The 25,298-nt window shown below is 67.1% G+C and carries 27 protein-coding genes and 1 riboswitch; of the genes, 17 read left to right on the forward strand and 10 right to left on the reverse strand.

Annotation, left to right across the window (positions count from 1 at the left end; genetic code table 11):
* The gene (locus tag GSQ92_RS16920; RefSeq protein ID WP_158803929.1) at window positions 1–222 is read right to left on the reverse strand and encodes a hypothetical protein; all 222 of its coding nucleotides are present in this window, start codon (window positions 220–222) and stop codon (window positions 1–3) included.
* Between the two features lie 102 nt (window positions 223–324).
* Here GSQ92_RS16920 and GSQ92_RS16925 point away from each other — a divergent pair, with 102 nt between their 5' ends.
* From GSQ92_RS16925 to GSQ92_RS16935, 3 genes are read left to right on the forward strand one after another with little or no spacing between them, the layout of a single operon-like run.
* Window positions 325–2,616 carry an FdhF/YdeP family oxidoreductase gene (locus GSQ92_RS16925; protein WP_216850237.1) on the forward strand — a complete coding sequence of 764 codons (2,292 nt, stop codon included), beginning with the start codon at window positions 325–327 and terminating at the stop codon, window positions 2,614–2,616.
* Window positions 2,616–3,128: a molybdopterin-guanine dinucleotide biosynthesis protein B gene (gene mobB / locus GSQ92_RS16930; protein ID WP_158803927.1), complete on the forward strand. Its 513-nt coding sequence runs from the start codon at window positions 2,616–2,618 to the stop codon at window positions 3,126–3,128. Before GSQ92_RS16925 ends, mobB begins: the two co-directional genes overlap by 1 nt.
* Complete coding sequence (locus GSQ92_RS16935; protein ID WP_158803926.1) at window positions 3,125–3,715, forward strand: molybdenum cofactor guanylyltransferase; 591 nt, start codon at window positions 3,125–3,127, stop codon at window positions 3,713–3,715. Before mobB ends, GSQ92_RS16935 begins: the two co-directional genes overlap by 4 nt.
* A gap of 129 nt (window positions 3,716–3,844) precedes the next feature.
* Here the strand turns inward: GSQ92_RS16935 and GSQ92_RS29845 are convergent, their stop codons facing one another.
* Together GSQ92_RS29845 and fdhD are read right to left on the reverse strand one after the other, a co-directional pair.
* Window positions 3,845–4,261, reverse strand: coding sequence for a hypothetical protein (locus GSQ92_RS29845; RefSeq protein WP_158803925.1), 417 nt, complete (start codon window positions 4,259–4,261; stop codon window positions 3,845–3,847).
* Window positions 4,237–5,127, reverse strand: a complete 891-nt coding sequence (gene fdhD / locus GSQ92_RS16940) for a formate dehydrogenase accessory sulfurtransferase FdhD (RefSeq protein ID WP_158803924.1) — start codon at window positions 5,125–5,127, stop codon at window positions 4,237–4,239. Before fdhD ends, GSQ92_RS29845 begins: the two co-directional genes overlap by 25 nt.
* On the opposite strand from fdhD, the gene GSQ92_RS16945 reads away from it, so the two are divergent.
* The 4 genes from GSQ92_RS16945 (at window position 5,126) to GSQ92_RS16960 (ending at window position 8,443) form a co-directional block, all read left to right on the forward strand.
* On the forward strand, window positions 5,126–5,794 hold the full coding sequence (locus GSQ92_RS16945) for a glutathione S-transferase family protein (protein ID WP_158803923.1): 669 nt from the start codon (window positions 5,126–5,128) through the stop codon (window positions 5,792–5,794). The two genes, fdhD and GSQ92_RS16945, sit on opposite strands and share 2 nt — an antisense overlap.
* Before the next feature lie 6 nt (window positions 5,795–5,800).
* Window positions 5,801–6,667 (forward strand): SDR family NAD(P)-dependent oxidoreductase, encoded by an 867-nt coding sequence (locus GSQ92_RS16950; protein WP_254065730.1) that lies wholly within the window; start codon window positions 5,801–5,803, stop codon window positions 6,665–6,667.
* A 56-nt stretch (window positions 6,668–6,723) separates the two neighbouring features.
* Window positions 6,724–7,053: a hypothetical protein gene (locus tag GSQ92_RS16955; RefSeq protein ID WP_158803922.1), complete on the forward strand. Its 330-nt coding sequence runs from the start codon at window positions 6,724–6,726 to the stop codon at window positions 7,051–7,053.
* Window positions 7,054–7,858: 805 nt separating this feature from the next.
* Complete coding sequence (locus GSQ92_RS16960; protein ID WP_158803921.1) at window positions 7,859–8,443, forward strand: fasciclin domain-containing protein; 585 nt, start codon at window positions 7,859–7,861, stop codon at window positions 8,441–8,443.
* 353 nt (window positions 8,444–8,796) lie between these two features.
* Here the strand turns inward: GSQ92_RS16960 and GSQ92_RS16965 are convergent, their stop codons facing one another.
* From GSQ92_RS16965 to cobU, 5 genes are read right to left on the reverse strand one after another with little or no spacing between them, the layout of a single operon-like run.
* Window positions 8,797–9,507, reverse strand: a complete 711-nt coding sequence (locus GSQ92_RS16965) for an anti-sigma factor domain-containing protein (protein ID WP_158803920.1) — start codon at window positions 9,505–9,507, stop codon at window positions 8,797–8,799.
* A complete protein-coding gene (locus GSQ92_RS16970; protein ID WP_158803919.1) occupies window positions 9,504–10,184 on the reverse strand; it encodes a sigma-70 family RNA polymerase sigma factor in 681 nt (226 codons plus the stop codon). Before GSQ92_RS16970 ends, GSQ92_RS16965 begins: the two co-directional genes overlap by 4 nt.
* Window positions 10,185–10,237: 53 nt before the next feature.
* Window positions 10,238–11,701 (reverse strand): cobyric acid synthase, encoded by a 1,464-nt coding sequence (locus tag GSQ92_RS16975; RefSeq protein WP_159013907.1) that lies wholly within the window; start codon window positions 11,699–11,701, stop codon window positions 10,238–10,240.
* A 29-nt stretch (window positions 11,702–11,730) separates the two neighbouring features.
* A complete protein-coding gene (cobO, locus tag GSQ92_RS16980) occupies window positions 11,731–12,345 on the reverse strand; it encodes a cob(I)yrinic acid a,c-diamide adenosyltransferase (RefSeq protein ID WP_159013772.1) in 615 nt (204 codons plus the stop codon).
* Window positions 12,342–12,860 carry a bifunctional adenosylcobinamide kinase/adenosylcobinamide-phosphate guanylyltransferase gene (gene cobU / locus GSQ92_RS16985; protein WP_174246672.1) on the reverse strand — a complete coding sequence of 173 codons (519 nt, stop codon included), beginning with the start codon at window positions 12,858–12,860 and terminating at the stop codon, window positions 12,342–12,344. The genes cobO and cobU overlap by 4 nt, the downstream gene beginning before the upstream one ends.
* Before the next feature lie 9 nt (window positions 12,861–12,869).
* A riboswitch (cobalamin riboswitch) is annotated at window positions 12,870–13,087 on the forward strand.
* 109 nt (window positions 13,088–13,196) lie between these two features.
* On the opposite strand from cobU, the gene GSQ92_RS16990 reads away from it, so the two are divergent.
* The 7 genes from GSQ92_RS16990 to cobJ are packed head-to-tail and all read left to right on the forward strand — an operon-like array spanning window position 13,197 to window position 21,163.
* A complete protein-coding gene (locus GSQ92_RS16990) occupies window positions 13,197–13,550 on the forward strand; it encodes a DUF1636 domain-containing protein (protein ID WP_158803917.1) in 354 nt (117 codons plus the stop codon).
* The gene (cobW, locus tag GSQ92_RS16995; protein ID WP_158803916.1) at window positions 13,547–14,578 is read left to right on the forward strand and encodes a cobalamin biosynthesis protein CobW; all 1,032 of its coding nucleotides are present in this window, start codon (window positions 13,547–13,549) and stop codon (window positions 14,576–14,578) included. Before GSQ92_RS16990 ends, cobW begins: the two co-directional genes overlap by 4 nt.
* Before the next feature lie 34 nt (window positions 14,579–14,612).
* A complete protein-coding gene (locus GSQ92_RS17000; RefSeq protein WP_158803915.1) occupies window positions 14,613–17,903 on the forward strand; it encodes a cobaltochelatase subunit CobN in 3,291 nt (1,096 codons plus the stop codon).
* Window positions 17,900–19,048 carry a hypothetical protein gene (locus tag GSQ92_RS17005; RefSeq protein ID WP_159013773.1) on the forward strand — a complete coding sequence of 383 codons (1,149 nt, stop codon included), beginning with the start codon at window positions 17,900–17,902 and terminating at the stop codon, window positions 19,046–19,048. The genes GSQ92_RS17000 and GSQ92_RS17005 overlap by 4 nt, the downstream gene beginning before the upstream one ends.
* On the forward strand, window positions 19,045–19,674 hold the full coding sequence (locus GSQ92_RS17010) for a precorrin-8X methylmutase (RefSeq protein ID WP_158803913.1): 630 nt from the start codon (window positions 19,045–19,047) through the stop codon (window positions 19,672–19,674). Before GSQ92_RS17005 ends, GSQ92_RS17010 begins: the two co-directional genes overlap by 4 nt.
* Complete coding sequence (locus GSQ92_RS17015) at window positions 19,671–20,396, forward strand: precorrin-2 C(20)-methyltransferase (RefSeq protein ID WP_174246671.1); 726 nt, start codon at window positions 19,671–19,673, stop codon at window positions 20,394–20,396. Before GSQ92_RS17010 ends, GSQ92_RS17015 begins: the two co-directional genes overlap by 4 nt.
* Entirely contained in the window at window positions 20,393–21,163 is a 771-nt protein-coding gene (gene cobJ / locus GSQ92_RS17020) for a precorrin-3B C(17)-methyltransferase (RefSeq protein WP_158803912.1), read from the forward strand. The genes GSQ92_RS17015 and cobJ overlap by 4 nt, the downstream gene beginning before the upstream one ends.
* Here cobJ and GSQ92_RS17025 read toward each other — a convergent pair.
* Window positions 21,133–21,906 carry a cobalt-precorrin-6A reductase gene (locus GSQ92_RS17025; protein ID WP_216850235.1) on the reverse strand — a complete coding sequence of 258 codons (774 nt, stop codon included), beginning with the start codon at window positions 21,904–21,906 and terminating at the stop codon, window positions 21,133–21,135. The two genes, cobJ and GSQ92_RS17025, sit on opposite strands and share 31 nt — an antisense overlap.
* Here GSQ92_RS17025 and cbiE point away from each other — a divergent pair.
* The 3 genes from cbiE to cobM are packed head-to-tail and all read left to right on the forward strand — an operon-like array spanning window position 21,891 to window position 24,225.
* Window positions 21,891–23,096, forward strand: coding sequence for a precorrin-6y C5,15-methyltransferase (decarboxylating) subunit CbiE (gene cbiE, locus GSQ92_RS17030; RefSeq protein WP_254066638.1), 1,206 nt, complete (start codon window positions 21,891–21,893; stop codon window positions 23,094–23,096). The two genes, GSQ92_RS17025 and cbiE, sit on opposite strands and share 16 nt — an antisense overlap.
* Complete coding sequence (locus tag GSQ92_RS17035) at window positions 23,093–23,470, forward strand: cobalamin biosynthesis protein (RefSeq protein WP_158803909.1); 378 nt, start codon at window positions 23,093–23,095, stop codon at window positions 23,468–23,470. Before cbiE ends, GSQ92_RS17035 begins: the two co-directional genes overlap by 4 nt.
* The gene (cobM, locus tag GSQ92_RS17040; protein WP_158803908.1) at window positions 23,467–24,225 is read left to right on the forward strand and encodes a precorrin-4 C(11)-methyltransferase; all 759 of its coding nucleotides are present in this window, start codon (window positions 23,467–23,469) and stop codon (window positions 24,223–24,225) included. The genes GSQ92_RS17035 and cobM overlap by 4 nt, the downstream gene beginning before the upstream one ends.
* Here cobM and GSQ92_RS17045 read toward each other — a convergent pair.
* Window positions 24,195–25,268 (reverse strand): cobalt-precorrin-5B (C(1))-methyltransferase, encoded by a 1,074-nt coding sequence (locus tag GSQ92_RS17045; RefSeq protein ID WP_158803907.1) that lies wholly within the window; start codon window positions 25,266–25,268, stop codon window positions 24,195–24,197. The genes cobM and GSQ92_RS17045 overlap by 31 nt on opposite strands.
* Window positions 25,269–25,298 lie beyond the last annotated feature (30 nt).

The raw sequence follows: 25,298 nt of genomic DNA on the forward strand, positions 1-25,298 counted from the left end.
TTAGCTTCGGCGGGGCCAAACCGCGCCCAGCAACACCCCTGCGCCGACCGCCAGCGAGAGCGCGAGAATGGGCCGCTGCCGGGTGTTTTGGCCCAGCATGTGGACCGCATCTTCAACCCGCATCGCCGCATCGATCGCCACTGGCATGGCTCGCTGGTTGAACAGGCGCCGCATCGCCGAGGGCGGAGGTGGCTTGGCGATCATGTAGTCGATGGACACCATGGCCCTATCCTCCGCGATGCCGCGAATGTGGTGCCGCCGGGCGTTGCTACAATGGAGACGCAACCCAACTCCCGGCCACGCCTATGCCCGGAGGAGATGACCATGTCTCGGCACGAGAGCTTCAGGCCCTATACCGCACCGGCCGGCGGATGGGGTTCAGCGCGCTCCCTCGGTCAGATTTTGGCGCGGGAAGGTGTGCCGCTGAGCGGCCCTTTGGTGCTGGCACGCCAAAACAAGCCTGATGGCTTTCAATGCGTGAGCTGCGCCTGGCCTAAGCCGGCGGCCCCGCTGCCTTTCGAATTTTGCGAAAACGGTGCCAAGGCGACTGCCTGGGAGATCACCACCCAGCGCGCGACGCCCGATTTCTTCGCCAAACACACAGTCACCGAATTGCTGGGCTGGGACGAGTATCATCTCGAACAGGCGGGCCGCCTGACGCATCCGATGCGGTACGACCCTGCGACCGACACCTATCGCCCGGTTTCCTGGCAGATAGCCTATGCCGAGATCGGCAGAGAGCTGAGGTCCGTGCGGGATCGCCGCAATACTGTGTTCTATAGTTCCGGCCGCTCCTCCAACGAGGCGAGCTATCTCTACGGACTCTTCGCGCGGCTCTATGGCAACAACAACCTGCCCGACAGTTCCAACATGTGCCATGAGACAACTTCGGTGGCATTGCCGGAAAGCATCGGCGTGCCGGTCGGCACCGTGACGCTGGATGATTTCGCGAAGACGGATTGCATCTTCTTCTTCGGCCAGAATGTCGGCAGCAATAGCCCGCGCATGCTGCATCCGCTGGAGGAAGCCAGCAAACGCGGCGTGCCGATCATCACCTATAACCCGCTGCGCGAACGCGGGCTGGAGAGCTTCACCAACCCGCAGTCGCCGACCGAGATGCTGACTGGGCATGAGACACGGATCAGTTCGCAATATTATCAGGTCAAGGCCGGTGGCGATCTCGCGGCGCTGGCTGGAATCTGCAAATGGCTGGTGCAGATGGATGACGCCGCGCAAGCCAGTGGCGGCGAGAGGGTGCTGGATCACGACTTCATCGCCGAGCACACGCATGGCTTGGAGAAATTCGTCGTGTGGCTGCGGCAGCAGAAATGGGAGGATTTGGAGCGGCATTCCGGCCTCGGCCGCGCCGCTTTTGTGCAGACAGCCGAGACCTACGCGAAGTCTAAAGCCGCCATAGGCATTTACGGCATGGGGTTAACTCAGCATCGCGCGGGTGTCGAGACCGTGCAGATGCTCGTCAACCTGATGCTGCTGCGCGGCAATATCGGCCGCGACGGCGCTGGTATCTGCCCGGTGCGAGGCCATTCCAATGTGCAGGGCCAGCGCACCGTGGGCATCACGGAGAAGCCCGAGCTCGTGCCGATGGATAAGCTCGCCGAGCAATACGGTTTCGAGCCGCCGCGCGACTTGGGCCTCAATACCGTCGAGGCTTGCGAGAAGATCCTGGCCGGCGAGATCGAGGCCTTCGTCATGCTGGGCGGCAATTTCGCGCGCGCCATTCCGGATACCGAGCGCATGGAGGGGGCCTGGAGGCAGATGCGCCTGACGGTCAATATCGCGACCAAGCTCAACCGAAGCCATCTGTTACCGGGCGCCATCAGCTATCTTCTGCCGGTGCTCGGGCGCATCGAGATAGACAAGCAAGCGACTGGGCCGCAGAGTCTCTCGATGGAGGATAGTTCCGCCTGTATCCATGGCTCACGCGGCGTGAGGCGGCCGGCCTCGCGCCATCTTGTCAGCGAGATCGAGCTGGTGGCGAAGATCGCCATGGCGACGCTTGATCCGAATCCCCTGGTGCCCTGGACCCAGTGGATCGACGATTACAGCCGGATTCGCACCTCGATCGGTGAGACCTATCCCGAGATCTTCCATGACTACGAGAAACGCATGTGGGAACCGGGTGGGTTTCATCGCAAACTCCCCGCGCGGCACCGCGAGTGGAAAACGAAGAACGGAAAAGCCAATATCATCACGCCGCGCGCGCTTGAGGAGGACCCGGATATGCCGGAGATTGGGCCGGACGTGCTGCGGATGATCACGCTGCGCAGCAACGACCAGTTCAACACGACGGTTTACGGCTATGATGATCGCTTCCGGGGGATCAAGGGCACCCGCATGGTCGTTCTCATGCATCGCGATGACATCGGCCGTCTGGGCCTCGCGGAAGGCGAGATCATTTCCCTGGTGACCCAATCGACCGACGGGCATCATCGCGAGAAGGGTGGGTTCCGCGTGACGCCCTATAATATTCCGCTGGGTTGCGTCGGCGCCTATTATCCGGAGGCGAATACGCTGGTGCCGATCGGCCACTATGCCGAGGGCAGCAAGACACCGGCGGCGAAGTCTGTGCCGGTGAAGGTGAAACAGGCGGCGTGATGCGGATTTTCGGCCTCGCGGGATGGAGCGGCGCCGGTAAAACGACGCTGCTGAAGCGGCTCATCCCATGCCTCATCGGGCAGGGGATGAGCGTGTCGACACTGAAACATGCCCATCATGACTTCGACATTGACCAGCCGGGCAAGGACTCCTGGGAGCATCGGCAGGCTGGCGCGAGCGAGGTGCTCGTTGCCTCGTCCCGCCGCTGGGCGCTGATGCACGAGCTGCGCGACTCTCGGGAGCCGGAACTGGCGGAGCTGCTCGGGAGACTTTCGCCGGTGGATCTCGTGCTCGTCGAGGGTTTCAAGCGTGATCCGCATCCTAAGCTTGAAGTTTTTCGCGCTGTAAATGGTAAGCCGGCGCTGCATCCTGACGATCCCAGGATAATCGCTATCTCGACCGAGACGGCCTTTCCGAATTTCTATGGTGCTGTCTACGGAATCAACGATATCGAGGCCATCGCGGCCTTCATTCGTGATCATGCAGTGGCGGCGGCGGATATTTTACGATGACACCCGCAATCGTTATTCTTGCCGGTGGTGCTGGGCGGCGGATGGGTGGTGCGAACAAGGCGCTGCTGGAACTCGGAGGGCGTCCGCTGCTGGCCCATCTGCTAGACCGTCTCGCGATCGCAGGGCCAGTGGCGATCGCCGCGCATGATACCGCCGGGGCGGAGGCTTTGCGGCGCTTCGGCCTCCCGGTTTTGACTGATGCATTTGCCGATCGCCGTGGGCCGCTTGCTGGAGTGCTCGCGGGACTTGCCTGGCGGCGACAGCACCATCCCGAAAGCAGCGGGCTCGTGAGCTTGCCGGTGGATTGCCCATTCCTGCCGGCTGATATCGTCCTGCGACTGTCCGAGACCGCCAAGGCGCGGCATGCGCAGGTGGCGCATGCGACTTGCGGCGGCGAAGCGCACTATGCCTGCGCCTGGTGGAAGCCGGAATTGGAGGCGTCGCTGCGCCGCGTGGTGGGAGCGGCGGAGGCGCTGGCCATTCGCCGCTTCACCAAGGGCCTCAGAGTCGCGACTTGTGACTATCCTGCGTTGCAATCAGGTGATTTCCGCAATCTGAACACGCCTGAAGCAATGTTGGAGGCGTAGCACTTGACGAACTAAGCCGCACCCGGTCGGTGGCTTAGAATTCTGACAAAGACACATCCCGACGAGCTTACGACTGTGGCGCAAACCCGCCAGGCGTCGAGGATTCGATCAGCCGCTTTGCCGCGACGACTACGTTTGAAAAGACCTCCGAGAAACGTGCGAGAGTGCCTCGTAAATAATCTGGTTCATATTCCACTGCTGGGCGGTCGTCAGGTTCGCAGGATCCGTGTTATTGTAAACTGCATAACCTTGAGAGACAAACACACCTGTTGGACGACGCGGCCAGGCGGCATACTCGTTGACTGGTTGAATAACTATTCCGCTCGTGGTTTTCGAAAGAATGAATGTGTAGTCGTGGAAGCCGTCATCATCGTGAATTGAGCAAGTGAAATACAGATCTTGAGCCAGTTGCCCCTCAGCATCTGCTTTCCAGAGATAGTCGATTAAATATTCTCGCTGTTGTCGGGGATTGAGTCCTTGGTAAGCTGTGGCGCCCCGGGGAATACGGATCCTAAGCGCCGCTAGCAACCTGACCGGTGGTTGCACCGACTGCCCGCCAATCGCCCCCTATCCGCAAACACCTCGAAGCCATCCTCTCGCGCGACACCAATCAGCGTCATGCCGATTTCCTCGGCCGTGCGCACAGCGAGCAGCGTCGGCGCCGAGACCGCGGCCAGGATCTGCACCCCCATCACGGCCGCCTTCTGGATCAGCTCGATCGAAATCCGGCTCGTCATCACCAGCACCCCGTCGGAGGCTCCGCGGCCGCGGGCGATCAGCCCGCCCGCCAGTTTGTCGAGCGCATTGTGGCGGCCGACATCCTCGCGCAGCGCGATCAAACCCTCAGCCTCGGTCCAGAAGCCCGCCGCATGCACCGCGCGCGTGCGCTGGCTGAGGATCTGTGCCGGCGCCAGCGAAGCGCAGGCTGCCATGATGGCCTCAGCCGACAGCCTCAGACCATCCGGCACACGCGGTGGCGGCTTGGTCGCCTCCTCCAGGCTCTCGAGCCCGCAAAGCCCGCAGCCCATGGCCCCGGTCAGGTGGCGGCGCCGCGCGTCCAGCGCCGCCATGCGATCCTCGGCAATCCACATCCGAAGCTCGACCGCACCGCGCGGGGCGGCCAGGATTTCCAGCTCCTCGATCTCGTCGGGCCGATCGACGATCCGCTCGTTGAGGCTGAAGCCCAGGGCGAAGTCGGCGAGATCGCCGGGGGTCGCCATCATGACCGCGTGAGACAGCCGATTGTAGCTGATGGCGACTGGCGTCTCCTCGGGCAAAGCGCGTAAGCCGTCCTCGAAACGGCCGGAGCGCCAGGCGCGCTGGGGCAGGCTGGCGGAAGCCTCCGGCAGAGGTACAGAAACCTGCGCCTCGGCGCTGGTCCCGCTCTCAGAATTGGGATAGTTCGGTCGCATGCGCGTTCTCTACCACCTTCCGCATTCGCCATTCTGCCGCAAGGTGCGCCTCGTCCTCGCCGAGAAGCGCCTGCCCTTCGAGTTGCGCCTGGAAAAGACCTGGGAGCGGCGGGACGAATTCCTCGACATCAATCCGGCGGGTTCGGTGCCCGTGCTGGCGGATGAGAACGGGCTGGTGCTCTCCGAATCCTCGGCCATTTGCGAATATCTCGACGAGGCCTATCCCGATCTTTCCCTCATCGGCCGCACGCTGTCCGAGCGGGCGGAGGTGCGGCGGCTGGTCGCGTGGTTCGACCTCAAATTCAACCATGACGTGACCCGCCATCTGCTGGGCGAGAAGATCATGAAACGCATCGCCGGGCGCGGCCAGCCGGATACCGGGGCGTTGCGCGTCGGCTATGCCAATCTCAAGACGCATATGGAACATCTGGGCTATCTCGCCGAGACGCGCAAATGGCTGGCGGGCGCAAACCTGTCTCTCGCCGATTTCGCGGCGGCGGCGCATCTCTCGTCGCTGGATTTCGCGGGTGAGGTGGATTGGTCGCTCTCGCCGCCCGCCAAGGAATGGTATGCGCGCATCAAGTCGCGCCCCAGTTTCCGGCCCATCCTGGGCGACCGCATGGTCGGCATCGCGCCGCCCGCCCATTACGCCGACCTGGATTTCTGAGCCGCGGTGACCGCCGGGATGGCGCCGAGGCTGCTCATTTTCGGTCTCGGCTATAGCGGCACGGCGATCGGTCTGGCCGCGGCGGCGGCCGGCTTCGCGGTCACTGGCACCAGTCGCGATTCGAGCCATGCGGGCGTGCCCGGCATCGCCCTCATTCCCTTCGAGCAAGCGGGCGCGGCTTTGGCCGAAGCGACGCACATCGTCGCGACAGCCGCGCCGGGGGAGGCGGGGGATCCGGTGCTCGCGCGCTACGGCGAGGCCATTGCCACGGCCGAGGGGTTGCGCTGGATCGGCTATCTTTCCTCGACCGGCGTCTATGGCGACCGCGGCGGGGACTGGGTGGACGAGGCAAGCGTGCCGGCCCCGAGGTCCCGCCGCGCCACGGCCCGGCGCGAGGCGGAGCTGCAATGGCAGGCGGCGGCGGCGGCTCGCGGCGTGGCGCTCGATCTCATCCGCCTGGCGGGGATTTACGGTCCAGGCCGGTCAGTGCTGGACGAGGTGAGGGCCGGCGGCGGGCGGCGGATCGACAAGCCGGGCCATGCCTTCGGGCGCATCCATCGCGACGATATCGCCGGGGGAACGGTGGCGGCGATGCGGCAGGAGCTTCCGCCGGGCGTCCGCGTTCTCAATTTCAACGATGACCTGCCGGCGGAACCGGCCACCGTTGTCGAGGCGGCGGCCCGGCTGCTGGGCCTGCCGCCGCCGCCTTTGATACCGTTCGAGACGGCCGTCAAGGCGATGAGCCCGATCGGTCGCAGCTTCTGGAACGAGAGCCGCAGGGTCCGCGGCGCCGAGACTCAGCGGATGCTGGGCTACCGCTGGCGCTACCCCACGTTTCGGGAAGGCCTGCTCGCCATACTTGGAAGCCCTTGAGCGGGCGTCACTATGGCAGGATATGTTTTTGGACCTCGTTCCTGAAAGGCCTCGTCATGCGACACCCAGTTCACGCTCGCGCCGTCGCCGCTTCGCGAACGTCTCCTACGCCATGGCTGGCGGCTGGGCTTGGCCTGGGGCTTGCTCTGCTGCTCGCGGTGGCGGCGCAGGCGCAGCCGGCACAGAATGCGAATGTCTGGGGCGGGCTCGATCACCAGCCGACAGCCGGTTCCGGCATTCCCCGCAGCCCGGGCCAGGAGCAGCAGGTCGATCATGAGCTAGACGCGCTGCAACACCAACTCGAAGACTTCAAGCCGCCACATCATTCGACGAAACTACTTGGCCAGCCCCTAGAGTCCTCGTCAGGTCCGTCAGAGCAAGATTGATCGGCGCTCCGCTCGACGAGACAATTCTCGTCCAAGGACGGAGCGCATATTAGCCTGGGTTTTAAGAGGCCGACTGGTGAACGCCGGTCAGGTATCGTTTAAATTAGATTCACAGCATTCGCGTTATAGCCGTTCCGCTTAACGGAGATAGCAGTATGCCTGGGACCTCCCCGCCACCTGGAACGCGTCCTTTACCCGATGCAACACAGGATTACGAACAAGGCTATGCGGAGAACGGAGATTCATTCGCTCGGGCATTGCAGCAGTCTGTGGGATCTGTCTCGATGCCACAAGTTGCCCTCAATGCGACATTGCCGCAGGCTCAGCGCTATGTTTCGCCGCTCCAACGGCCCGTCTTCACTACGATGTTAAACGAGTTGGGCCGACTGCACAGATCTTGCGCACCCATCTGGTGGCCGGATGAGTGGCCACTCCCCCGCCATATGCACGGCCAAACCGCAAACACCTTGCTTACATACGACTATCCTAAGACCTTGGTTACGTATCCTTACTTTTGGCACAACACCTGTGAGATCGCGCCGCAGATGTCACAACAAGCTTACAGATGGCTCGAGAATCATGAGTGGCTCGGCTTCTTTGTTAGAAAATACGGGAGATATCCGCAGGCTTGTTTTGTCCCGCGCCAGGAGTAGCTCGCCGAATGTGCTCCCTCGCGGGGAGACTGGGGCGCGCGCCCGATCACCAAGCCACTCCAAAAAATTTACGTCTCGCCCGCATCCGAATGCCCGTCGTCTCGCGATGGTGTGTGCGGCCGAACGGGCCGCCTCTTTTCGGAGGATGGCCCATGAAGAATCTCGCTCGCCTTGCAATCGTTGCTGTCAGCACCGGCCTTGTCGCGCCGGCTACAATCTCGGCTGCGCTCGCCCAATCGTCTGGCATGGCTCATACCGTCGTCGTCGGTGGCCAGGCGATGTATCCCAATAAGTCGATTGTCGCGAATGCGGTGAATTCAGGCGACCACACGACACTGGTTGCGGCCGTCAAGGCAGCAGGCCTTGTCGATGCGCTGAGCGGCAAGGGTCCATTTACTGTGTTCGCACCGACCAACGAGGCGTTTGGCGATCTGCCGGCTGGCACGGTCGAGACGCTGGTGAAGCCGGAGAACAAGCCGGCACTCACGAAAATCCTGACCTATCATGTTGTATCGGGTGACTACACGACGGCCGCGCTTAAGCACATCATTCATGCGGGCGGCGGCAAGGCGACACTCAAGACCCTTGAGGGTGGCACGCTGCATTTCATGATGAACGGCCCGAACAATATCGTCGTTGAAGACGGCAAAGGCGGTATGGCCGACATCACGATCTCTGATGTCAAGCAGTCGAACGGTGTGATCCAGGTGATCGATCACGTGCTGATGCCGGCCTGATCAGCACGCAGCAAATTTTTAAAGGTAGACGGCCGGAATTTCCTGGCCGCATCGATTTCTATGTCGGTGGTCGGGGCGCTTCACAGAGGCGCCCCGACATTTTGTTGTGCTGGTGACTGCGTTATTGGACGCGCGTCGTCCTGGCAAACGCGGACATTCCGCATGTTCGCAGACTAGACTAGCGAGGGCGTGGATCCTCGGCCTTCGCCGAGGATGACGAAGTGCCAACGCGCGTCGCCTCTACCCCGTCATGCTCGGCGAAGGCCGGGTATCCACGCTTGCTCTAGCGCCACAGGAAGGGCCGGATATTCAATTTTCCGGGGGTGCGGCAGACACCACGAATGCGGTCGCCATCAAAGCCGTGCCAAACGCCCAGCGAAGAGAACCGGACCGGTCGGCGCCCCGGTTGGTGATCCGCCTCGTGGCTCCAGGCTCACCATGAGCTGCATTCCCGCCTGAGTCGCCTGAGGCAAAGTCGCCACCCCGCCCGCCGCGCGCAATACACCGAGGGATTGCGGTTTCGTGCCGCCGACCGGGAGCGCCCACAGTTCGAGATCTCGATCCGACGCCACCGCCACATGCGTCAGCGGATGAAGCGTCAGGCGGCCGTTGGTATCCGCCTCGGCCAAGTATGCCGGGGGTCCGCCCGGGGAGGCGGCGAGTACGGCGCTCGCGGATGGCAGATTCGCGGACGGCCCGGTAGGCGGCACCGGCCTGAGCAGCACGAGCACGGCCAACGCGGCTGCCAAAGCGAAGCCGGCACCCGAAACGCCACGCCAGAATCCGAGGCTCTCCCAGAAACTCCGCCGCGCGGGACGACGCGCTTCGGCAACGACGGGCGCACCAAGCGACTGCTCGATCCTCCGCCACAACTCAGGCGGCGGCGTGACCGGAGACACCAGAACCGCCAAGGGGCTAAGCCGAATTTCCCAGGCGGCGATTGCGGAATTCAATACGTCATCGGTTTCTGCGCGCCTCGCGACGGTAGCGCGCTCACTTTCGTCAAGCGTGCCGAGAACATATTCGGCGGCGCGCAGATCGTCTTCCTCCGCCACGCCGCTCATGGCGAAAGGCACTCTTTGAGGGCGATCAGCGCGCGGCGGATCCACGACTTGATCGTGCCAAGCGGCGTGCCCATCGATTCGGATAGCTCGCTATGAGACAAACCATCCGCATAGGCGCGTAGGATGAGCTTGCGCCGATCAGGTTCGAGCTGGTCCAGGCAACGATGCAGCGCGGCACCTTCGGTGCTGCTGATCATCTGTGACAGTGCGTCGGGTGACTCGTCCTCTTGCTCCGGCGGCTCGTAGCCCGGCTTTTCGCGTATTCGCCGCCGCGCGATGTCGAGGGCGCGATAGCGCACGATGCTGGTGAGCCAGGCTCCCGCCGCGCCGCGCTCCGGATCAAAGCGTACGGATTGGCGCCAGACCTGAATAAAGGCGTCATGCGTCGCATCCGCGGCCAAGGCGGTATCGCGGGTGATGCGCATCGCCAGCCCATGCATGCGGGGCGCTTGCATATCATAAAGCGTTCGGAAGGCCTGGCGGTCGCCCTGCGCGCAACGCTCGAGCAGCGCGCGCAGCGTGGATTCGCCGCTATTCCCGGTATCATTGCCGAGACTGCCCAGGGTGACGCTCTCCCGCAGGCGCCGCGCGGAATACGACGGTCGCCGAAGGGGCATATTGCCTCGTATCGGCGTCCGCGCAAGCGCGGGCATGGTGAGAGGGTAGGCCAGCGCCACGGTTTTGGTCCTCGCGTGAAAGATTGGGGCGGCCTCTGCCGTCCACATACTCTCTACGCGGCGGCAGGGTAGCCGGATGCCGCGATCGCCAGAATTGCTGCGATATCGCAATGGGATTCGAGATGGCCTGCCAAGGCGTCGAGCACTGATTCGATTCCCGCGGCGTAACTCTTCGGGATGACGGTGGCGCCGAAACGGGTGAGCCACGCGGCGCGCTGGGCGTCGTGCTGGAAGAAGCCGTGGACATAGCTGCCCATCACGCGACCGTCCGCGGAGGTCGCGCCGTCCATTCGGCTATCCGCGAGTTGCACCAAGGGATGATGCGTATCGGGGCCTGTGGTCTCGCCCATATGCATCTCGTAGCCATGAAAGGCGGCGCCATCGGCGTTCGTGCGGCCGGTCACGCTGGCGAGACGTTTGGACCCGCGCAGGACAGTTTCGACATCGAGCAAGCCGAGTCCGAGGGTTTCGCCGGGCGGGCCTTCGATGCCCTCGGGATCGGCGATGCGGCGGCCGAGCATCTGGTAGCCACCGCAAAGCCCGAGCACCCGGCCGCCGCGCCGATAATGCGCCAGGATATCCGCGTCCCAGCCAAAGGCGCGCAGGGCCGCGAGATCGGCGATCGTGGTTTTCGAGCCGGGCAGGATGACGAGATCGGTCTCCGGCGGCAGAGGCGCGCCGTCCCGCAACATGAGGAGTGCCACCGAGGATTCCGCCCGCAATGGGTCGAGGTCGTCGAAATTGGCGATGCCTGGCAGAACTGGCACGGCGATCCGAAGCTTGGCGCCAAGCGGCGTGGTGGAGCGCGGCAGATCGGCGGCATCTTCCGCAGGCAGGCGATGCGCGTCCGCGAAGAAGGGCACAAGGCCGAGCGGCGCCCAGCCGGTGCGGTTGGCGATGAAACGCATTCCAGCATCGAAGAGCGAGGCATCGCCGCGCATGCGGTTGACGATGAAGCCCCGGATCATCTTGGCGTCATCGGCATCCAATACGGTCTGGGTACCGACAAGGCTCGCGATGACTCCGCCGCGATCGATGTCGCCGACCAGAATCACCGGCACATCAGCGGCACGGGCGAAGCCCATGTTCGCGATGTCGCTGGCGCGGAGATTGACTTCCGAGGCGCTGCCGGCCCCTTCGACCACAACGATATCGGCTTCGGCTTGCAGGCGGCTGAAACTCTCCAGCACGCGGGGAAGGAGTTGCGGCTTGATGGCCTGATAGTCTCGCGCGCGAGCCTGGCCGAAGACCTTGCCTTGCACCACGATCTGCGCCCCGATCTCGCTTTGCGGCTTGAGCAGCACGGGGTTCATGTGAACGGAAGGCGACACGCCGCAGGCCAATGCCTGCAATGCCTGGGCACGGCCGATCTCGCCGCCCTCCGCTGTGACCGCCGCATTGTTGGACATGTTCTGCGGCTTGAACGGGCGAACCCGAAATCCCCGTCGCGTCAGCGCACGACAGAGTCCCGCCACCAGCAGCGACTTGCCGACGCTGGAGCCGGTACCTTGCAACATGATGGAAGCGATCGCGCGCGCGTCTGCGCTCAAAACTCGACGCCTTCCTGCGCCTTTACGCCGGCCTTGAAGTGATGCTTCACGGCCTGCATTTCCGTCACCAGGTCCGCCGCTTCCACCAACCCCGCTGGCGCGTTGCGGCCCGTCACGCAAACATGCAGATCGGCGCGCCGACTCTGCAAAGCCGCCAAGACCTCGTCGAGCCCCAGATAATCGTAGCGTAACGCGATACACAGCTCGTCGAGCACCAGAAAGCCAAGTTCGGGCCGCGCCATTTGGACGCAAGCCTCGGCCCAGGCCCGCTTGCACGCTGCAATGTCGCGTTCGCGGTCTTGAGTTTCCCAAGTGAAACCCTCGCCCATGCTGTGCCAGGCAAGAAGATCGTCGAAACGGGTGAGGGCGGTGCGCTCCCCGGTGCTCCAGGCGCCTTTGATGAATTGCACGATCGCCACCGGACGGCCTCGGCCGAGCATCCGTAGCGCGAGACCCATCGCCGCCGTCGTCTTGCCCTTGCCCGGCCCGGTATGGACCATGAGCAAACCGCGCTCGATCGTCTTGCCGGCGACCTCAGCGTCCTGGATTTCCTTGCGGCGGGCCATCTTGGCGCGCCAGCGCTCTGCCTCGGCGGGATCCGTGTCGCTCATTTCACCACCATTGGCAGGCCCGCGATCATGAACAGCACCCGGTCGGCACGGGCCGCCAGCCGCTGGTGCAACAGCCCCGCCGCATCCCGGAACGCGCGGCCGAGCCGAGACTCCGGCACGATTCCGAGCCCCACCTCATTGGCCACCAACACCGTAGGCGCCTCGCGTGCGGCGAGCGCCGTTTCCAGCCGCGTGGTTTCCGTTTCCGGATCGCGCGCATCGAGCATGAGGTTGGTCAGCCATAGCGTCAGGCAATCGACCAGAGCCGGGCGCGAGCCGGCCAAAGCCAAAGCGCCGGGCAGATCGTGCGGCGCCTCGATCGTGGTCCAGCGCTGGTCGCGGCGGGCGCGGTGGGTTTCGATGCGCAGCCGCATCTCCTCGTCCCAGGCCTCGGCGGTGGCGAGATACATCAGCGGGCCGGGCACCGCTGCGAGCAGCGACTCGCCGTGGCGGCTTTTGCCGGAGCGGGCGCCGCCAAGCACGAGGGTCAGCGGGGCGTGAGATTGACGGGCCATGGAGTGGCGTCTTAGATCAGCCGTGATGGTTCCACCAATCAGCTTGCTGGTAGGTGGATGAAAAGGGAATGCGGTGCGGGCGGCCTTTCGCCCTATGCCGCGGCTGCCCCCGCAACTGTAAGCGGAGAGCTGCCGGCCAAGGTCCACTGGGCGAGACGCCTGGGAAGGAAGGCCGGAAGCGATCGGATCCGCGAGCCAGGAGACCTGCCATCGCACGACCCTAGTCTTCCTTCCGGGCGGGGTGCCTCGGCGGGATACGCATCCGCCGTCGAACCTTTCCGTTCGACCGCATCCCCGCTTTCCGTCCGGCGACAGGGCGCGACGAAGGAGTGGGACGTGGCGGAGAATTGCCTGCATGTCTGCGTTACCTGCGGCTACCCGGACGAGCCGCGGTCCGGCCAAATTCTGCACGACCGTATTGCCGGTCTGCTGAAGGGCGATGAGCCGTTTGTGCTCAAACCGGTGACCTGCCTCGCGCGCTGCGACGACGGTTGCAGCGTGGCGGCGACCGCGCCGGGCAAATGGGGCTACTTGCTCGGGCGCCTTTCCCCCGACCATGCGCCCGACCTCATCACCTATGCGACCGCGTACGCCGCTACCGCGAGCGGGGCGGTGTTGCCGTCCCGGCGGCCGGCGAGCCTCAAGAACGTCATCATCGGGCGGATACCGGCCTTGGAGGCCGCGGCATGAAGGCGCGGATTCCGGCCACGATCATCACCGGCTTTCTCGGCGCCGGTAAGACGACGCTGGTGCGCCATCTGCTGGAGAATGCGCGCGGGCTGCGGATCGCGGTGATCGTCAATGAATTCGGCGCGCTCGGCATCGACGGCGCCGTGCTGGAAGGCTGCGGCATCGAGGGCTGCGACGCCGACCAGATCGTCGAGCTGTCCAATGGCTGCCTGTGCTGCACGGTCGCGGATGAGTTTCTGCCGGCGATGGAAGCGCTGCTCGACCGGCCAAATCCGCCCGACCATATCGTGATCGAGACCTCGGGCCTCGCTTTGCCCAAGCCGCTGCTGAAGGCTTTCTCCTGGCCCGCCATTCGCGCCCAGGTAACGGTGGATGGCGTGATCGCTGTGGTGGACGGCCCGGCGGTCGCCGCCGGTCATTTCGCCGACGATCCCGTGGCGGTAGCGGCCCAGATGGCGGCGGACCCCGCCGTCGATCACGATAATCCATTGGCCGAGGTTTACGAGGACCAGCTTTCCGCCGCCGATCTGGTGCTGCTCAACAAGACGGACCTGATGGACGGGCTGGCGATTGCTGATGTCGCCGCCGGTATCAGGGCGTTTCTGCCGCGTGGGGTGAAGGTGGTGCCTGCGCGGGAGGGGAAGGTCGATCTCGGCGTGCTGCTCGGCCTCGATGCTCGGGCGGAGGATGATCTGGCGTCGCGGCCGTCGCATCACGACGCGGTCGATGGCGCGCATGAGCATGACGACTGGGACAGTTTCGTGGTGGAAGTCGCCGAGGCGGCGTCGCCCGAGCCGTTGGTGTCCCGGTTGCGAGCTGCGGCCGAGGCGCATGATGTGCTGCGCATGAAGGGCTTCGCGAGCGTGACGGGCAAGCCGTTGCGATTGCTGGTGCAGGGCGTCGGCTTCCGCTTCCGCCACGAATTCGATCGCGCCTGGAAGCCCGGCGAGGACCGGACCGGCCGGATCGTGGTGATCGGCCGCAAGGGCCTGGATCAGGCGGCCATCACTGCGGCGGTGCGCGGGTGAGCGGGGCGCCGCGACTTCGACGTTCGGGTTTCTGATGCACCTCCTGCTGCGGGAAACGCATGGGCTGGAGGAAGGCGAGGCGGCCGTGGAGCCCGGTGGGCAGGCCGCGCCGATCCTGTTCCTGTCCTTCTCCGACAGCGATCTGGCCGCCGCACATGCCGCTGTCCTGCCCGAAGAATTCCCGCGGCTGCGGCCGGAGCGGATCGGGCGGTATCTGCATCCTCTCTCCGTCGATCTTCTGTGCGAAAGGTTGGTCGCACCGGCGCGCGTGGTCGTGCTGCGGCTGCTCGGCGGCCTCGATTATTGGCGCTACGGCGCGGAGGAAATCGCCGCGACCTGTCTTGCCGAGGGCATCCCGCTGGCAGTCTTGCCGGGTGACGGGCCAGAGGATGCGCGTCTAGCGGCGCTGTCGACGATGGCGGAGTCTGCGCGGGCGGCGATTGACCTTTGTCTGAGGCAAGGCGGCGCCGCGAACATGGCCCGCGCTTTCGTCGCGGCGGCTTGCGCGGCTGGCATTTGGCGCGGGTCGCCGGAACCTGCGGAGCTGCTCACCGATTTCGGCGAGTTTCTGTGGCCGACACGGCCCATCACGTCATGCTCGGCGAAGGCCGAGGATCCACGCCTTGCTTGTGGCGGTGAAGCCGAAGGCGTGGATCCTAGGCCTTCGCCGAGGATGACGGTGGATTGTTGCCCGGTATGTCCCTCGCCGAGCATGACGAGTGTCGCTCAAACCGCCACCATCGTATTTTACCGTTCCCATCTCCTCGCCGGCGAGACCGCGACCGTCACCGCGCTTGCCGACGCCCTCGCCGCACGCGGCATCGCCGCTCGCGCCCTCTTCGTGGACAGCCTGAAGAACCCCACCGCCATCGCCTTCGTGCGCGAGAGCCTGGCGGCCCATCCTCCGGCCGTCGTCCTGAACCTGACGGGCTTCTCCGCCCGCCTCGGCGATGCCGCTTCGCCGCTCGAAACGCCGGGCGTGCCGGTGTTGCAGCTGATCCAGGCGGGCAGCAGCCGGGATGCCTGGAACGCCTCCTCGCGAGGGGTTTCGCAGGCGGATCTCGCCATGCAGGTGGTGTTGCCGGAAGCCGATGGGCGGCTGCTCACCACCGCCGTCTCCTTCAAGGAGCGCGACACCGAGGGCGTCGCCCGTCTGGTGCCTCACACAGAAGGCATCGCGCTCGCCGCCGACCGGGCCGCCGGCTGGGTAAGACTGGCGGCCACGCCGCGTGCCGAACGGCGCATCGCCATCATCCTCTCCGATTATCCCGGCGCGGCCGAAGGCGGAACGCGGCACGAGATCGGCCATGCCGTAGGCCTCGACAGCCTCGCAAGCCTGGAAGCCATCCTGCGGCGGCTGGCCGCTGAGGGCTTCACCATCGGCGCCATCCCCGACTCCGCCACCATCGCCCGGCGCCTCTCGACCGCGACCGTGCCGCTGCGCTTCGGCGAGATCATCGTCGCCGTCCAGCCCGACCGGGCGGAGGGCGGTGACCGCAAGGCCGGTTACCACGATCCCGCCGCGCCACCCTCGGCTGCCTATATCGCCTTCTACCGCTGGCTGACCGAAACCCTGGGCATCCATGCGATGATCCATCTCGGCACCCACGGCACGCTGGAATGGCTGCCCGGCAAGGCCGCCGCTCTTTCCGCCGACTGCTGGCCGGTGCGGCTGATGGGTGGGCTGCCGGTGATCTACCCCTTCATCGTCAACAACCCCGGCGAGGCGGCACCCGCCAAGCGCCGGCTGGGCGCCGTGACCATCGGCCACCTGACCCCGCCCGTCACCACCGCCGGGCTACATGGTCGCGCCGCTGAACTCGAGCGCCTCATCGACGAATTCGCCGCCGCCGACGGTCTCGACCGCCGCCGTGCCGTCAGCCTGCGCCGCGCGATATTGGAGGAGGCGGCATCTTCCGGTCTGCTCGCCGAAAGCGGCGTGAAGCTGGCGGAGGAGGGCGAGGACGCGGCGCTTTCCCGGCTCGACGCCTATCTCTGCGACGTGAAGGAGTTGCAGATCCGCGACGGGCTCCATGTCTTCGGCACGGCGCCCCCTCCGACCCAGCGCGACAGTCTGCTGGCGGCGCTGGCGCAGTCCTGCGGCCAGCCGGCGGAAAGCTTGTTGGCGCGGCTCGATGGCTGTGCCGAAGCGGAGATGACGGCGCTGCTTGCCGCGCTCGACGGCAAGTTCGTCGCGCCTGGACCCGCCGGTGCGCCCACTCGCGGCCGCGCCGATGTGCTGCCGACAGGCCGCAACCTGACCACGCTCGATCCCCGCGCGATCCCGACACGCTCCGCCATGGCACTCGCCGAACGCGCTGCGGCGGCGCTGCTCGCGCGGCATCGGCAGGAGCAAGGAGAGTGGCCGCGCGCGCTGGTGCTCGACCTGTGGGGTAGCGCCACGATGCGTACCGGTGGCGAGGATCTGGCGCTCGCCTTCATCCTGATGGGCGTTGCGCCGCTCTGGGACGCGGGGTCGAGCCGCGTTTCCGGCTTCGAGGTGGTGCCCCTAGCAGTGCTCGACCGTCCGCGTGTCGATGTGACGCTGCGGATTTCGGGCCTGTTTCGGGACGCCTTCGCGGCGCAGATTTCCCTTTTTGACCAGGCCGCCCGCGCGGTCGCGGCACGCGACGAGGCGCCCGACTGGAATCCGCTGGTGGCGAGCCCTGGGGCGCGTGTGTTCGGTCCCGCCGCCGGCGCCTATGGCAGCGGCGTTGCGCTGGAAGCGCGGGACGCGGGACACGCCTATCTCGCCGGTTCCGCGACCAGTTGGGACAGCGGCGAGGGTCAGGCCGAAAGCGACGGGCTCGCGTTACGGCTGGCGCGCGCCTCGGCCTTCGTGCATCCGCAGGATCATGCCGAGACCGATATCCTGGAAAGCACGGACTATGCCGCGCATGAAGGTGGCTTCGCCGCCGCCGCCGCGCTGCTGGGCAACAACCCCGCACTCTATCATCTGGATACCAGCCGCCCCGACGCGCCCAAGGCGCGGCTCGTCGCCGAGGAGATCGTGCGCGTGGTGCGCGGACGCGCCGCGAATCCCGTTTGGATCGCCGGCATGATGCGTCACGGCTATCGCGGCGCCGCCGAAATCGTGCGCGGTGTCGAAACGCTCGCGGGTTTTGCCGCCATGCTCCCCACCCGTTTCGACGCGCAATTCGATCTGCTGCATGACGCGACGCTGGGCACGCCCGAGGTTTCCCTGTTCCTGACCGAGGCTAATCCCGCGGCCCATGCGGCGCTCGTCGCCCGCTTCCGGGATGCGGTCGTGCGCGACCTCTGGCGTCCGCGCCGCAACAGCACCGCCGCGAGCCTTGCCTCATGAGCGCGGCGCTGAAGCGCGGTTGGTGCCCGAGCCTGTTCCGGCCGATGGAATCCGGTGACGGCTGGCTGGCCCGCATCCGCCCGCGCGAGGGTGTCGTTGGGGAGCCGGTGATCGCGGCGCTGGCCGAGGCGGCGGCACGGCACGGCAATGGGCTGATCGAAGTGACCAGTCGCGCCAATCTCCAGATTCGCGGCCTGCGCCCGGACAGTATCGCGCCCTTCACCGAGGCGATGCTGGCCGCCGGTGCGGCGGATCCGGATGAGGCGATCGAGGCGCGGGCGAATATCATTGTGTCACCGCTGCTCGGCGCCGATCCGGCCATCGCGGCGGAGACGGCGGAGATCGCGCGTGCGATCCGCCATGGTTTGGCCGATCCGAAATTCGCTGGCCTGCCCGCCAAGTTCGGCTTTCTGTTGGACGGCGGCGGCGCGCTGACGCTCGGCGATCTCGGCTTGGACATCATGCTCCGCGCTAGCGGCGCGGTCCGTTGGGAATTGCGCTGCGGTGGCAACACGCTGACGCTGGACGCGGCCGATGCCGCGTCTCGTGCACTCGGTCTCGCGGCTGAGTTCGTCGGACGTGCCCGGCCCGGCCCGGCCCGTCATGCGGGACCGTCGCGGCTCGGGTTTGTTGCATGTGTGGATGGGCTTGCGGGCGCGGTCCTGATAATGCCGCCCTTTGGTCAGATGCGGGTGGAGCAACTGGCCGCCCTTGGCGCTCTTGCCCGGGAATATGGCGACGGCGGCCTTCGGCCCACACCTTGGAAGAGCCTTGCGGTCGGCGGTGTTTCCGTGTCGGACGCGGCCGCGCTGCTCGCCGCCGCCACGGCGCTCGGCTTCATCAGCGCGCCCGGCGATTCGCGGCTCGACATCGCGACTTGCGCCGGTGCCGGGCGCTGTAGCCGGGGCGAGATCGATACGCATGAGGCGGCGGCCTGGCTTGCCGCGCGACGACCGGCGGGTGCGGCGCTGTTGCATCTCTCCGGCTGTCCCAAGGGCTGCGCTCACCCCGGACCCGCCCCGCTGATGCTGGTCGGGCGCGCGGGCCGCCTCGATTTCCTTACGGACGGGCGCGCCGCGGACCCTCCGGCGTTGCGGGGCCTCAGTCTGATTGAAACACCAGCGGTGCTAGAGACCGCCGCATGACAAGATACGACTACATCCGCGAGGGCGCCGCGATTTACGAGCGGTCCTTCGCCATCATCCGGGCCGAGGCCGATCTCTCGCGTTTCACGCCCGAAGAGTCGCGCATCGCGGTTCGCATGATCCATGGTTGCGGCATGGTGGAGGTGGCTGAGGCCATCCGTTTCGGCGGCGGTTTCGCGAAGGCCGCCCGCGCGGCGCTGCTGGCCGGCGCGCCGATCCTCTGCGATTCCAAGATGGTCGCGAATGGCATCACCCGCGCGCGCCTGCCGGCCATGAACGAGATCCTCTGCACCCTGGATGCGTGCGAGGTGCCAGCAATCGCCGCCCGGATCGGCAATACCCGCTCGGCGGCGGCGCTGGAGCTTTGGGGCGAGCGGCTGGGTGGCGCCTTGGTCGCCATCGGCAATGCGCCGACGGCCTTGTTTCACCTGCTCGAATTGATCGATGCCGGGGCGCCTCCACCGGCGGCGGTGATCGGCCTGCCGGTAGGGTTCGTGGGCGCCGCCGAATCCAAGGCGGCGCTCGCGGCCTATGCCAAGCTTCCCTACGTCATCGTCGAGGGTCGGCGGGGTGGCAGCGCCATGGCGGTCTCGGCCGTCAATGCGGTGGCGAGCGAGCGAGAGTGAGCGGCACGCTCTTCACCCTCGGCATGGGACCCGGCGACCCGGAGCTGGTCACGCGCAAGGCGGCGCGCATCCTGGGGGCGGCGCCGGTCGTCGCCTATTTCGCCAAGGCCGGCCGCATCGGCCATGCGCGGGGCATCGCCGAGGGGATGATCGCGCCCCGGGCCGAGGAATTGCGTTTCGACTATCCGATGACGACCGAGATCTCGCCGCATGACGGGCGCTATGTCGATGCCATGGCCGCCTGCTACGCCGCCGCTGCCGAGACTTTGGCCGAGCGGCTGGCGACAGGGCTAGATGTCGCGCTGCTCTGCGAGGGCGATCCGTTCTTCTATGGCTCCTCGATGTATCTCTTCGACCGGCTGCGCGACCGTTTCGCGACCGAAATCGTGCCGGGGGTGTTGGGCATGAGCGGCTGCTGGGCCGAAGCGCGGCTGCCGATGACCCATGGCGACGATGTGCTGGCGGTGTTGCCCGGCACCATGACGGCCGAGGCGCTGGCCGGGCATCTCGCGGGGGCCGACGCGGCGGTGATCATGAAGCTTGGGCGCAACCTGCCCAAGGTGCGCGCGGCGCTGGAAACGGCGGGGCGGGCGAATCGCGCGGTCTATGTCGAGCGCGGCACCATGACCGGCTCGCGGATCCAGTTGCTGACGGAGAAATTGGACGACACGGCGCCGTATTTCTCGCTCATCCTGGTTCCCGGCCGCCAGAGGCCGCGGTGAGCTGCGCATCCGGCGCCCTTTATGTCATCGGCCTCGGGCCGGGCGATGACGCGCTGCTGACCGGCGAAGCGCGGGCCGCGCTGGACGCCTGCACCGACCTTTTCGGCTATTCCGCCTATGTGGACCGTGTGCCGCCGCGCGCCGGCCAGGTCCGCCATGGCTCGGACAATCGGGAGGAGCTTGCCCGCGCCCGTGCCGCCTTGGCGCTTGCCGCATCGGGCGGCCGGGTTGGCATCGTTTCGGGCGGCGACCCTGGCGTCTTCGCGATGGCGAGCGCGGTCTTCGAGGCGATCGAGGCGGGCGAACCGGTTTGGCGGAATCTGGAGGTGACGGTGGTGCCCGGCGTCTCCGCCATGTTCGCGGCGGCGGCGCGGCTGGGGGCGCCGCTGGGTCATGACTTCGCTGTCGTCTCGCTCTCGGACAATCTCAAGCCTTGGCCGCTGATATTGCGGCGGCTGGAGGCGGCGGCGAAAGCCGGCTTCGTGCTCGCGCTCTACAACCCGGTCTCCCGCGCGCGGCCGTGGCAGCTCGGCGCCTCGCTGGATTGCCTGCGCGCGGTGCTGCCGCCCGAGACGCCGGTGGTCTTCGCCACCGCCGTCAGCAGGCCGGACGAACGGCTGGAGATCGTCGCGCTGGCGCAAGCTGATTCGGCGGGCGCTGATATGCGCACCCTGGTGCTGGTGGGTTCGGCGGAGACGCGCCGTCTCGCGCGGGGCAAGGGGATGCGCGACTGGGTTTATACCCCGCGCGGGTCGGCCGCCGCGTGATGCGCCAGCAGCCAAGCCAGCGCGGCCGGGGCATCGGCGACGGTCTCGCCCGACGGCATGGGCGGGCGGTCCACGATGATGACGGGCAATCCGAGGGCTCGCGCCGCGCGCAGTTTGGCGTCATCTCCGCCGGAGTTCTTGGTGACTACGAGCTCGATCGCATGCCCGGCCATCAGCGCCCGCTCGGCCGCCTCGGAAAATGGCCCGCGTGCTGCGATGGCGGTGGCTCTGGGCGGCACCAGGGCCGGGTCAGGCGGATCGACGGAACGCAGCAGGTAAGAGTGTTGTGGCGCCGCTCGGAATGGCAGCAGGTCCTGCCGCCCGATCGTCAGGAAGACGCGGCGCGGATCGGCACCAAGTGTCTCGGCCGCCTCTGCCACAGTGTCGACGCGGCGCCAGTCGTCGCCCGGGATCGCCGTCCAGCCGGGGCGCCGCAACACCAACCGCGGAATGCCGGTAGCGCCAGCCGCCGCTTCGGCATTGGCAGAGATGCGGACAGCGAAGGGATGCGTCGCATCGACCAGCGCCGCCAAGCGCTCCGCCCGCAGATAGGCGGCGAGACCGGCCGCTCCCCCGAACCCGCCGAGGCGATGGGGGATCGGTGGCGGGACGGGTGCCAGGGTGCGGCCCGCGAAGGACAGGATGGGCGCGAAGCGCGCATCGCCCGCGAGCAGGCGGGCGAGGGCGGATGCTTCGGTCGTCCCGCCGAGAATGAGGGTTCGTAGTGGTGGCGGTTCTACCATGGCTGACCCTTGTCGGCATCGGCGAGGATGGTGTCGAGGGGCTCTCCGCCACCGCGCGCGCGGCGATCGGCGCGGCGGCGCTGGTGATGGGCGGGGGGCGGCACCTCGCATTGGCGAAAGCATTGATCCGGGGCGAGGCGCGTGCCTGGCCTAATCCGCTGGCCGAGGGCATTCCCGCGATCCTGGCGCGGCGCGGGCAGCCGGTGGTGGCGCTCGCCTCGGGCGATCCCTTTTGCTTTGGCGTGGGGAGTTTGCTGGCGGCGGAGGTGCCGATGGCGGAGATCCTGTGCCTGCCCGCGCCATCCGCCTTCACGCTTGCCAGTGCCCGGCTGGGCTGGGCGATGCAGAACACCGCGACCATTTCCTTATGCGGGCGCCCGGTGGCGGCGCTGCGTCCGCTGCTGCAACCCGGCGCCCGTATCCTCGCGCTGTCGGCGGATGGCACGACGCCGGGAATCGTGGCGGCGCATCTGCGCGCCTGGGGGTTCGGGGCGACACAGCTTACGGTGCTCGAAGCGATGGGCGGCCCGCTCGAGGGTCGGCGCGGCTTCGGAGCGGAGGAGACGGCGCCCGACGGGCTCGCTCCGCTCAATGTCATCGCATTGGAAGTCGCCGGCGGGCCAAGCCTGCCGCTGTCGCCTGGCCTCGAGGAGGATTGGTTCGAGACCGATGGACAGATCACCAAGCGCGAGGTGCGGGCGATAACACTCGCGGCGCTGGCCCCGCGACGTGGCGAGCGGTTGTGGGATATCGGCGCGGGCTCCGGTTCCATCGGCATTGAATGGATGCTGCGCCACCCCGCGATGCGCGCCATCGCCGTCGAGGCGCGGGCGGATCGCGCGGCGCGGATCAAGCGCAATGCCGGGACGTTGGGTGTGCCGGGACTGGTGGTGCGCGAGGGCACCGCGCCGGCTGCGCTGGAGAGGCTGCCGCCGCCGGATGCCGTCTTCATCGGCGGCGGCGCGGGCGATGCGGCTTTGCGCGTGGCGTGCTGGGATGTGCTGCCATCGGGCGGGCGGCTCGTGATCAACGCGGTCACGCTGGAAACCGAGCAGGCGGTCGCCGCCTGTCATGCGGCTTGGGGAGGGCGCCTTACCCGCATCGGCATCGAGCGTCTGGAGCCGATCGGCAGTCTGCAAGGCTTCGCCCCGGCGCGCGTCGTGACCCAGTATCGCGTGGTGAAGCCGTGATCGTCGTCGGCATCGGTTGCCGTCGGGAGGTAAGCGCCGCCGCCATCGTCGCGCTGGCGCAAGACGCTGCGGAACGGATCGCGGCAAGGTTAGATGTGCTGGCCGCTCCCGAGTTCCGCGGCAGGGAAGCCGGTATTGCCGAGGCCGCCACGACCTTGGGCCTGCCCATCCGCTGGATCGACCATGCGGCACTCAAGGGCGAGCAAGGCCGCTGCCTCACCCGCTCAGTCCGCGCGGAAGCCGAGGTCGGTCTCGCCTCGGTCGCCGAGGCCGCGGCGCTGGCGGCGGCGGGGCCGGATAGCCGGCTGATCCTGCCGCGCATCGCGCGTGATGGCGTGACGCTTGCGCTGGCCGAGGGGCCAGGCGCCGCATGACGGTCCATTTCATCGGCGCCGGTCCTGGCGCCGCCGATCTGCTGACGCTGCGGGGCGCGGCGCTGATCGCCGCATGCCCGGTGTGCCTCTATGCCGGTTCGATCATCCCGGCCGAGATGCTGGCGCATTGCCCGCCGGGCGCGCGCATCGTCGATACGGCATCGCTCGACCTCGATGCGATCGAGGCCGAATGCGTCGCTGCCGATGCCGCCGGGCAGGATGTGGCGCGGCTGCAATCCGGCGATCTTTCCCTGTACAGCGCGGTGGCAGAGCAGACCCGCAGGCTCGACCGGCGCGGCATCGCCTGGACCATGACGCCCGGCGTTCCCGCTTTCGCCGCCGCCGCCGCCGTGCTGGGGCGAGAGCTGACGGTGCCGGGGCTCGCGCAGAGCGTGGTGCTGACGCGGGTCGGCGGGCGTGCCTCCGCCATGCCGCCCGGCGAGGATCTGGCGGCCTTCGCGGCGACGGGCGCGACACTCGCGATCCATTTGGCGATCCACGCGCTCGACGCCGTGGTGGCGGCGTTGCTGCCGCATTACGGGGTCGATTGTCCCGCCGCCATCGTGGCCCGTGCCACCTGGCCGGAGGAGCGGGTCATCCGGGGAAAGCTTGGCCGGCTGGTGATGCTGCACGCGGCGGACCCGATCCCGCGCACGGCGCTCATCCTGGTCGGCGTGGCGCTGGATGCGGAAGGGTTTCGCGAAAGCGCCCTCTACGACGCCGGCTATGTCCGCCGCTTTAGGGGGTCGCCGTGAGAGGCGACCAGGTTGCCCTGGCGGTCGAACATCAGCACCTCAAGCACGATCGGCGCACCCGCCAGAACCTCCGCCGCCACGGCATGGGCGCGGGCGGCGATGCCTTGGGCCAGCGGGATCTCGGGCGCGACCTCGAAGGCGAGCGCGGTCGTATTCGCCGCCGCCACCGCCGCCGCCACCTCGGCGGTGGCGCCGAGTTCGGTCGCGAACGCGGCCAGCGCCAGGGAGTCCACGCCGCCGCGTTTGGAATGCAGGTCGAGCCGTCCCTGCGCGAGCTTGGTCATCTTGGCGAGGCCGCCGGCGAGGGTCAGCCGCTCCACCGGATGCCGCCGCAGGTATTTCAGCGTGCCGCCCACGAAGTCGCCCATGTCGATGAGGGCGAGGTCCGGCAACGCGTGATGCGCCTGGACCGCAAGCTCCGAGGTTCGGCCGGTGGCCGCCGCGACATGGGTGAGGCCGGTGGCGCGTGCCACGTCGATGCCGCGCTGAATGCTGTCGATCCAGGCGGCGCAGGAATACGGGATGACGATGCCCGTGGTGCCGAGGATCGAGAGCCCGCCGCGAATCCCCAGCCGCCCGTTCAGCGTGCGCTCGGCCAGAATCTCGCCGCCCGGGATGGCGATCTCCACCACCCAGTCGGCTCCGAACTCGGCCAGGGTGGTGCGGATCATTTGCCGGGGCACCGGGTTGATCGCGGGTTCGCCCGGCGGAACCGGCAGGCCCGGCAGGGTTACGGTGCCGACGCCCTCGCCCGCGTGGAAGAGGATTCCGGTGCCGGGTGCGCCGGGGGACAGCGTGACGCGGATCAGGGCGCCATGGGTCACGTCCGGATCGTCGCCGGCATCCTTGACGATGCCGACTATGGCGGTGCCCGCCGTCAGCCGCGCCTCAGCCAAGGCGAAGGCGGCGGTGCCGCCGCGTGGCAGGCTTATGGTAACGGGATCGGGGAACTGGCCGGTCAGCAGCCCTTCGGCGGCCGCGCGTGTGGCGGCGGTGGCGCAGGCGCCGGTGGTCCAGCCGCGACGGAGAGGGGGCGCATCCACAGCCCCGTAGTTAGAGACGCCGGCGACGGC

This window comes from Acidisoma sp. S159 (assembly GCF_009766125.1).
Taxonomy (GTDB): Bacteria; Pseudomonadota; Alphaproteobacteria; order Acetobacterales; family Acetobacteraceae; genus Acidisoma.